Genomic DNA, 9,292 nt, shown 5'->3' with positions numbered 1-9,292 from the left:
TCTGCACCGCGGGCCTCGGCGGTGCGTTGCGCGGCCATTGCCTCCAGGGCCGCGAGGGGCGCGTAGTCCGTGAACGACTCGAGAAACAGTTTTCCGTAGTTGACGCCGGTGACGGTGCCGAGAGCCTTGATGCGCCGTTCGGTCATGGTGGCGTTGACGGCGTATCCGCCGCCGCCGCAGATGCCGAGCACCCCGATCCGGTTTTCGTCCACATACGGCAGGGTGACGAGGTGGTCGATGACGTGGCTGAAGTCCTTCACCCGAAAGGTGGGGTCCTCGAGGAAGCGCGGTTCCCCGCCGCTGGCGCCCTGGAAGCTGGCGTCGAAAGCGATGACGACGAATCCTTCGCCGGCCAACGCGGTGCCGTAGACATTGCCCGACGTTTGTTCCTTACAGCTGCCAATCGGGTGTGCACTGACGATCGCCGGGTACTTCGACGAGTCGTCGAAGCCGGGTGGAAAGTGGATATCGGCGGCAATATCCCAGTACAGGGCCTTGACTTGGACAGTTTCGACGTTCATGTCGGCGGCGGTCATATCCTCACAACTCCTTATCGGGCGGCGGCCTAGGTATCACAACCAGTCAACGCCGCAACGACCACAGATGCCAGGGCCCAACGCGCCAGCCGGCCACGGTCCTTCGACGGGCTACTGATCACCGGTATGTCGCTTCTGTTTTGCCGGTGCTTGAGCTGGCTCGAGCCAGTGCTTCCTCGGCCCGCGTCGCGAGAGCGTCGACAAGGTCGGCCGCCGGCTGGATGTCGTTGATTAGGTCCAAAGCCTCGCTGGCCCATACCGGCTGCGGCGGAAATTCACCGCTGGCCACCGCCTGCTGATAGGCGCGCTTGGCCGCTTCATCCGCAGCCAGTTCGGCTTCTCGGCCCCGCCACTGCTCGAGAAAAGGATGGCCCAGGGAGCGGCCGGGGTATTTTGCTGGCCATGGGGCGCCGCGAGCGATGTCTAGCACCGTGCTGCGTTGGGTGTCTTGTCCGTGGCCTTCCAGGATCGCCTTGGTGATCGCCGGATCGACCAGTGCCTCGATCGCGGCCTGAAAGCGAGTCCCGATCAACACGCCCGCGGCCCCGAGCGTCAATGCGGCAGCCAGGCTGCGCCCGTCAGCGATCCCGCCGGCGGCCAGCACCGGCGTCGGAGAGGCCAGATCGACAACTGCCGGGACGAAGGGCAGTGTCGAGCGTCCGCGGCGGGCGCCGTGACCGCCGCCCTCGGTGCCCTGCGCAACGATGACATCGGCGCCGATGTCCACAGCTTCTCGGGCCTCATCGAGGTCAGTGGCCTGGATGATCAGCGCGGCACCAGCGTCTCGAATGGGTCCGATGAACGGTCGTGGGTCGCCGAAGGACAGCATGACCGCCCGCGGCTGGTGTCGCAGCGCCCGTTTCACAGTGTTGACGTCGGCCGCCCAGGACAGAAATCCGACACCCCACGGCTTATCGGTTTGCTCGGCCGCGATCACGAGTTGGGCCTCGACCCAGTCGACGGGTTCCATGCTACCGCCGACTAGTCCCAAGCCGCCGCCGTTGGAGACGGCTGCCGCTAATGCGCCGCCCGCCGATCCGCCCATCGGCGCAAGAGCAATTGGGTGTCGCAAACAGAAGAATTTCGTGAACGGCGTGGATAACGTCATGGCCGACATCATCGCTCACACCCGACGCCGCCGAGCAACCCCCGGGCGCGACGCTGGTGGTGCCACCACTGGCGAAACGGGTGGTCCGATGACCGCGGCTAACCCACGGCTAACGCAGCTCAAACCGGGACCGCCACCATGGCGGTCCACGCCCGGCTGTTGTCTGTCCACACGGCCGACATAGCGAGCGGATCCCTGGTATCCGCGAACTTGGTGCGAACATTGGATCTATGGTGAAGACGTCTCGTAGGTCGGATGACCCCGTGTTCCCGGAAGCGGGCTTTCCGCAGTGGTTCTCGGCGTTTCTGGCCGATCGCGCGGTCCGCAAGCCATCGACCCACACCGTCACAGCGTACCGGCAGGACTTTGCCGCGATCGCCGAGTTGTTGGCCGGCGACCGCGCACGGATCGGCGAGCTGACACCAGTCGCGATCACCAAGGAGGCGATGAGCGCGGCGTTCGCAGCCTACGCCGCCACCCACGAGGCCGCATCGATCCGGCGCTGTTGGTCGACATGGAACACGTTGTGCGCCTTCCTCTACACCGACGAGCTCATCCCGTCCAACCCGATGCCGTTGATCGGTCGCCCCAAAGTCCCTAAGTCGCTGCCCAAAGGACTTGGCACCGAGACCGTCTCAGGACTGCTGGCGGCGATCGATGCCGACGCTGGTTCCCAGCGGCGCAGCGACTGGCCCGAACGCGACGCGGCCCTGGTGTTGACCGCGGTGCTGGCCGGATTGCGGGCCGATGAGCTGCTTCGCGCCAACGTCGGCGACATCCGCACCACTACCGAGGGCGGCGTCATCCATGTCCGTGGTAAGGGCAATAAGGATCGCCGAATCCCGGTGGAGGAGGCGCTAATCAAGGTTCTCGAAACCTATTTGGACTCCCGGGCAGTCCGATTCCCCGCCGACACGAAGCGTCGAGGGGCGAGTGTCGGTATCGGGGCGTGGCCGACGACCGCGGCCCTATTCGTCGGCAGCACCGGCGACCGAATTACCCGCGGTGTCCTGCAATACCGGGTGCTTCGGGCGTTTAAGAAGGCGGGCTTGAACAGTCAACGCGCGCGCGGCGCCATGGTCCACGCACTCAGGCACGAGTTCGCTACACAACTGGCGAATAGCGACACTAGTGTTTATGTACTGATGAAGCTGCTCGGACATGAGTCGATGGTGACATCGCAGCGCTACGTCGACGGTGCCGGCGCCGAAAATCGTGCTGCGGCAGCTCGAAACCCGCTCTACGGCCTTCTGTCTTGATCTGGTGTGCGGTTTTGGGATTTGATGACGCGTCGCAGGCTTTCTCGCGCGGCGCTGAGTTCGTCTTGCAGTTCGGCAATATGCCTTGTGGCGGTGTCGGTTTCGATGGTGCGAGCGTCGCGCTCGGCGACGAGTCGACGGTTGACGGTTTCTAGGTCGGCGACGCGTGCGGTCAGATGCGCTCGATCGGGTGCCTCGATTTCGGCGCCGAGTTGCAGGCGCAGGCGCTGTTGGAGTTTGTCACGCTCGGCGCGCAGTGTTTTGATCTGATCTCGGGCGATGGCGAGGTCGGTGCGAAGGCTGGCCGGTGTCGTGCTGTGTGTGCCCGACGGCGTTGGCATCGGGGCGGCGCGGTGGTCTGCCTGGCGACCTCGAGCGGCGTCGATGTGTTCGCGGATTCCTGGGGCGTAGACCAGCCAGGTGGACACCCCGGCGGTGTTGGCCACCGCGGTGAAGGTGATCGATGCACCGCTGGCTTCCATCGCCTCAAGAGCGGCCAGTGTCCGTCGCCGCTTGAGCTCACTGTCTTTGGCGCGGGCCGCTTTCAGCGCTGCGGCGCGAGCCTGGTTGGCCGCGGCGGTGCTCATCCGGTTTGTCTGCCCGAGGTGGACACGGCGGTGATTGGGATGCGCCGGGCGGCGCGGGCGCGGCGCAGGATCCGGCTGGCGTCGTCTATCTCGGCGCGCTGCTCGGGGTCAAGTTCGCTGAGGCGCCGGCGCAAGGTGTCGACCACGCGGGTGAATGCGTCGATTTCGCTGCTCATGTTGGCGATCACGTAATCAGCGGCTTCCATCGCCCGGGCGGTTTCTCGGTCGGCCTTGAGCGAGTGGATGTGTTCTTCGATCACGGGAAGATAGGAGGGATCCGGGCGATAAAAGCCGCAGCCCGCGCACTGGAATCTGATCGGGCAGGCACCACCGCCGGCTTTGACGTTGGAGGGTTCGGTGCAGTTGCCGAACGGCACCGACACCGAGGCCCGTTCGTAGGCCAGCGGGTCGGCGAACGAACTCGGGTTGCCCGAGGCGTCTACGGCCAAGGATCCCACGGTGCGGATAGCCTGCTGCTTGCGCTTATAGGTGATCTTGTAGTAGCCCATCGTCGCTGTGATCGAGCGGTGATCGAGTAACTCCTTGAGCACGTCGACGGGTACGCCGGCGTCGGCGTGGCGCTGAGCGTAGCTGTGCCGCAGCACATATGGGGTGATTAGAGAGCGGTCGAACGGTAGCGGGGTCCCATCGGGGCCCAGCAGTTCGCCGTCGATGTTGGGGATCGATTCTGTCCAATACCGAAACGACACCCCGATGCTGGAGGCGATCAGGTGACCGCGAGCCTGGCGGGCACGCAGCAGCGGGGAGGGGAACAGCCACTGGCGGGTCGACGGCGCGGTGAGCAGCTGTGCGCGGCGCTGCTGCCAGGCCGTGATGATGTCGGCGGTCTCGGCGGTAATCGGCAAACGTCGACGCAGCCGGCCAGCCTTGTGGTTGTCATAGATCAAGTTGTGTTGGCCGTCGATCACCTCAACGCAGCCGATCTTGAGGCTCACGATCTCACCGGGGCGCCGGCCGGTGTCACGCAGGATCTGGTAGATGGTCTGATGCATTGCCCGCAGGTCCGCGGCGCTCATCGAACCGTTTGGCCCTGTCGGGCCCAACAGGGATAGATGCTGGTCGAGTTGACGAATCACCTTCTCGGGCAGCGCTTTGCCCAACTGTTCCTCGTTGGTTTCCTCGATCAGCCGGTAACGGCGCTGCGAGGGCCGGAACGGGTCGGGCACCTGGCTCATCAGCGCGTTGGTGCGGCCGTGCTCGATCACCTGGTCAAACACCCGCAGCAGCTGAATGCGGTATTTCGCGGAGTACAGAGAGCCATCGGCGCGGCGGTGTTCGGCGATGGCCTGCTCGACGAACACGAAGTCACCCGCGCCCAAGCTGGCCGGGTCCGCGCGCCCGGATGCCACCAGCGCTTGGGAGCCCACCTGGCAGGCCCGCAGCGCTTGCCGCAGCCCTTGCACGTAGGGACGGGTGCTACGGGCCCAGTCCTTGAGCACCTCACGCAACCAACCCAACTCGACCGCACCGAAGTCGACGGTGCCCTTGGTAGCCGGCCAGCGGCGCGAACCATTGGACTGCAAATCCAGCAGCTCGAGATGCCACACATCACCGGCATAGGGATCGGTGCCGCTGTATTGAGTCCAGGCCCGTTCCAGATGCCGGCGAAGGTCACGGTAGAGGCCCTTGATGGTCCCGTTGTATTGCACGCCACCGCTTTCACACACCGCTTCGGGATCGGCGCGGCGCACCGAGCTGGCCCCTTCTAAGCGGCTGATGAGGATGCGCACCTGCACCGGGTCCAGCGAAGGTGGCGCCTCGTCGCGGCGTTGCAGCGCATAAAGCAACTCAAGTCGCACCAGCTCCGGTAGGTCAGCCAAGTAAAACTGGTGGCCGGCGATCCTGGGCTTCTCGTTTGCTATCCATGCAGCCAGTTCCTCGCGCGAGGGCCGAGCGCCGCCGCGCTCCCGATATAGCCGAATGCCGTGAAACTTGCATAATCCGTGCCGGGCGACGCCTTCACGGGCGCAGCCGGCCACCACACACGACGCGCGGCGCCGCAGCGGCTGGGCCGAGGCGATGAACACCTGCACCGGCCCGCCGCCAGCCTTGCGCCAGTCCAGCGCGTGCCGCCGGCACAAGCCACGACAGTCCCGCTCGCACTCGCAGCCGGGCACCGTACACACGCCCGGGGCAACCAGGCGAGTCGATCGACGGCGGGGATGCCGATCGAACTCCTCCTCAGAGACACCAGAAGCGGACAGGGCATGCCGACAACCAAAGCAGCGGCCGTTGTAGGTCCGTGTCGGTATGGGACAGCCCGGAGAACGACAGCGCCACGCAGCTGTGCGTTCGCTGTCCAAATCGCCGGTGAACAACCACACCCCTGCGTCCCACTCACCCGGTCGCCACGCGGGATCGATACGGGTAGACAGCCATTCCAGCCAGCCGGCGTCGCTCACCGACCCTCGATCGGCGTCGACGCCACCCGTGGGACGCAACGCCGATGTGCTCACCGGTAGTGCTCCCCGGCGGCAACGGCCTCCACGGCTCGGCGTTTGTCCTCGTCTCTGGCATGCAGATACACAGCGGTCGATCCTAGTGCGGCGTGACCTAATAGCCGCTGTACGACATCGAGGTCAACTCCGGCGCGCACCCAGTTCGTGGCCGCGGTGTGCCGAAACATATGCGGTCGCACCGCAAAACCGCACTCGGTGGCCAGCCGTTCGAAAAACGCTTTCGCCGCGCGATAGGTCATCGGTGCACCCAGCGGCTGGTGGTAGAGGTTGACGAACACCATGTCGCAGTCGTCCTCACCGAGGATTTCGCTGCGCTCAAACTGATAGTCGGCGTAGGTTGACAGCACGGCCTGGCTGGTCGGCACGCTTCGAGGAAACGGCGACTTGGCCAATGCCCCATTGGGATTGGCTCGATGGCGAATATGAATGTGAGCGCCCAGCACCGCGCAACCCAGCGTGCGAGAGTCGGGAAGCAGGTGCAGGTCACCCCTGCGCAGTCCCAGGGCTTCCCCGATTCGCAACCCACTTTCATGCATCAGCGTGGCGATGAAGCGTTCTCGAGGCCGTCGACAACATGCCAGGACCCGTTGGGACTGCTCGGCGCTCAGCGCCTCCGGAAAAGTTGCCTGCGCCCTGGCCTTGAGCATCCGCGCTCGCACCATGCGGAACTGGCCGGACTCGCCAGCATCGAAGCCGGCCGGGGTGAACCGCAGCCAACGCGGCTCGGCCAACCGGTCGGCCACGGCTTGCTCGATCACCCCGGTTCTGGCGCAGAATCGCAGAAACTCGCACACCGCGGTGAGCGTGGCGTTGACCGTCGTACCCGAGCGCAGCCGCCCGCCTCGGTGCGGCGTTACCGCCAGGAAGTGTTTGAAACGCGCCAAGTTCGCCAAGCTGATCGAGGACCACTCGACCCCTTGCTCGGCGCACCACCCGAGGAAGGCTGCGACCCGGCCGGCATAGACGCGGATCGTGTGCGGCGAACGGTCCGCTCCATGCAACGTGCGCAAGAAGTTACTGGCTTCCCGGTGCATCACCAACTCGGAATCGAGGATCACCCACAGTTGGGATCCGTCGAGAGGCGAGACCGCCCGTTCGGCCCTAAACGATGTCATCGCACCCAACGTAACTGTCGTGCCTCGAATTACCGGATATTCGTAAGGCACCGGCGTGTCAGGCCGCTGAACCGACGTACCTCATGCGGTCGGAAGCAGTACAGATAACAAACGTGTGGCGCAACCCGTGTACAAGGGCGCCTGATGACCGTTCGCTGTCGATGCCGGCCGCCTTGAAGGCACGCAAGATACGGTACTGGAGGGTGCCGCGGGTGATCCGCTCCCCGTCTGCTCCCACAAATAACGGGGCCTTGGGAGAGAAGTCGGTCAGCGCATCAGACCCCTGTGATCTTCTCCGCGACTGCGGGAATCGGGCAGCGCGGCTTTCAAGATACTTCTCTACGACCTTGAGAAGCTCTCCACTGACGGGGATTCGACGGTCTTTATTGCCCTTGCCGCGGACGTGCAACACGCCGCCGCCATCGTCCGTTCGGCGGATGTCACCGACGTCGGCGCCGATGAGCTCCTCGGCTCTCAAGCCGGCCAGTAGGGCGGTGAAAACGATGGCGCGGTCGCGTTCCGGCCAGGCGTTACGACGAGTGGAATCTCGACCGGAGTCGATCGCGGAGACCAGCTGAGTGACTGTTTCGGTGCGATAGCTCTTGGGAAGGGATTTGGGCACCTTCGGACGTCCGATGAGCGGCATAGGGTTCGCGTCAAGCAGCTCGGCCATAAACAAGTAGGTGCACAACACGTTCCACGTCGACCAGCACCGCCGAATCGAGGCCGGCGAGTGCGTCTCGGCGTAGAGCGCGAACGCCGCGCGCAAATGTTCTTTGGTCAGCTCGGTTGTTCTTAAGGTCAGGATGCCTTCGCCAGAGCCGACCATGAGCATCGCGATCGCTTCGAAATCTTGGCGGTAAGCCTTTGCGGTGTGCGGCGATGGCTTGCGAATCGCCCGATCAGCGAGGAAATCGGTGAACCAGCCCGGGTACGCGACAGGGGAGGGCCTGTCACGTGGCTCAGTCCTAGGCACCGCCCTAGCATGGCACCTGTTTGATGGATATCAGCAGTTATCCACGAAAAAATGCAGCATGAGAAGGGTTCGGGGGCCGGGTTTATCTCGCTGGCTCGGCTTGATGTCCTGGCAACCAGGCAGACAACCCCTCCCGCAGACCTCGGTCTGTCTCTTGCCCTAGGGCTGGGCTGCCCGCTGGAGCTGTGTCTTGGCAGCTACAGCTGAGGGTGCCGAACGGACTCGGGTCGGCACTGGCCGGTGCGGCTTCCCCGACGGAGCCGATAGCTATAGCAGCGCTGACCAGTACCTTGATGATCATTTAGGTCTCACCTACCGGTGATAGTCGTCGCATCTGCAACTCGATACGCCTCAAGGCCGTCGAGTTGGGCGCAACCACCGCACGTGCTAGCCGGCGGATACAGCGGCATCAGACCAACATCTTTTGATGTAGTTAACACTACCCCCGTATGGTACCGAGGTCAATACTCCAGCTTCACGTCCCACGTATAACGGCGCACCCGAAATCAGGGCTGTGGCCGGGGCGGTGGACGCCTGATCCACAGCCTCTGCTGGCGGGCTCGTCGAAACCGCAGAAACCCGCCAGAAAACCTGACGCCAACCTTATTGATTCCCCAACAATCCCAAGTTCCCATCTCGCGCCCGACGGGCGCTGCAAGGTGCAGGCTCCCGACCAGCGCCCGTCGTTCGCCTTCGCCGACCCGTTAATGCACATCGACTTTGGACGCCCGGGGTTGGGTAGACCCTGCGTATGGATATCACCGTCGCGTTCGTCGGGGATCCCACCGCACTGATTTCCGCCGGTGGCTGACGGCCTGCGCCGGCTGGCGCCACGCGTGGACACACCCGCAAGCTGCGCGTACACATGGCCTCGCTGGAGATCCGATCGCGTGGAGGGCTGATCGTTATGCCCGGGTCTGCTGCACGATCAGGTGACAGTTTCGGTCACGCGGCCTGACTGGCCGGTGTGGTCATGATTGCTTCGAATTCGATGGGGGTCAACCGCCCGAGGCCGGTCTGACGCCGGCGCCGGTGGTAGGTCCGTTCGATCCACGTGACGATGGCGATCCGGAGTTCGGCCCGAGTGTCCCAGCGCCGGCGGTTCAGAACATTCTTCTGCAGCAGACTGAAAAAGCTCTCCATGGCGGCGTTGTCGCCGGCCGCGCCGACCCGGCCCATTGACCCGACCATCTCGTGGCGGCTCAGAGATTGCACGAATCTCCGTGACCTG

General features: G+C 64.5%; 8 protein-coding genes. 1 reads left to right on the top strand and 7 read right to left on the bottom strand.

Annotation, left to right across the window (positions count from 1 at the left end):
• Both HMPREF0591_RS33285 and HMPREF0591_RS25860 read right to left on the bottom strand, forming a co-directional pair.
• A partial coding sequence (locus HMPREF0591_RS33285) for an alpha/beta hydrolase (protein WP_007171687.1) occupies nucleotides 1–536 on the bottom strand: 536 nt, incomplete at its 3' end.
• Nucleotides 537–654: 118 nt separating this feature from the next.
• Complete coding sequence (locus HMPREF0591_RS25860) at nucleotides 655–1,644, bottom strand: NAD(P)H-dependent flavin oxidoreductase (protein WP_040624080.1); 990 nt, start codon at nucleotides 1,642–1,644, stop codon at nucleotides 655–657.
• A gap of 230 nt (nucleotides 1,645–1,874) precedes the next feature.
• On the opposite strand from HMPREF0591_RS25860, the gene HMPREF0591_RS25855 reads away from it, so the two are divergent.
• Nucleotides 1,875–2,903, top strand: coding sequence for a tyrosine-type recombinase/integrase (locus HMPREF0591_RS25855; RefSeq protein WP_007171685.1), 1,029 nt, complete (start codon nucleotides 1,875–1,877; stop codon nucleotides 2,901–2,903).
• Here the strand turns inward: HMPREF0591_RS25855 and HMPREF0591_RS25850 are convergent.
• From HMPREF0591_RS25850 to HMPREF0591_RS25830, 5 genes are all read right to left on the bottom strand, one after another.
• A complete protein-coding gene (locus HMPREF0591_RS25850; RefSeq protein WP_007171684.1) occupies nucleotides 2,885–3,490 on the bottom strand; it encodes a hypothetical protein in 606 nt (201 codons plus the stop codon). The genes HMPREF0591_RS25855 and HMPREF0591_RS25850 overlap by 19 nt on opposite strands.
• A complete protein-coding gene (locus HMPREF0591_RS25845) occupies nucleotides 3,487–5,913 on the bottom strand; it encodes a tyrosine-type recombinase/integrase (protein ID WP_157137567.1) in 2,427 nt (808 codons plus the stop codon). Before HMPREF0591_RS25845 ends, HMPREF0591_RS25850 begins: the two co-directional genes overlap by 4 nt.
• Before the next feature lie 50 nt (nucleotides 5,914–5,963).
• Complete coding sequence (locus HMPREF0591_RS25840; protein WP_050790142.1) at nucleotides 5,964–7,028, bottom strand: tyrosine-type recombinase/integrase; 1,065 nt, start codon at nucleotides 7,026–7,028, stop codon at nucleotides 5,964–5,966.
• A gap of 115 nt (nucleotides 7,029–7,143) precedes the next feature.
• Entirely contained in the window at nucleotides 7,144–8,061 is a 918-nt protein-coding gene (locus HMPREF0591_RS25835) for a tyrosine-type recombinase/integrase (protein WP_083802064.1), read from the bottom strand.
• Nucleotides 8,062–9,006: 945 nt separating this feature from the next.
• Nucleotides 9,007–9,292, bottom strand: a 286-nt coding sequence (locus tag HMPREF0591_RS25830) for an integrase core domain-containing protein (RefSeq protein WP_157137581.1), incomplete at its 5' end; no start/stop codon positions are given.

This window comes from Mycobacterium parascrofulaceum ATCC BAA-614 (genome assembly GCF_000164135.1).
Classification (GTDB): Bacteria; Actinomycetota; Actinomycetes; order Mycobacteriales; family Mycobacteriaceae; genus Mycobacterium; species Mycobacterium parascrofulaceum.
This window is presented reverse-complemented; position numbering and strand designations above follow the sequence as displayed.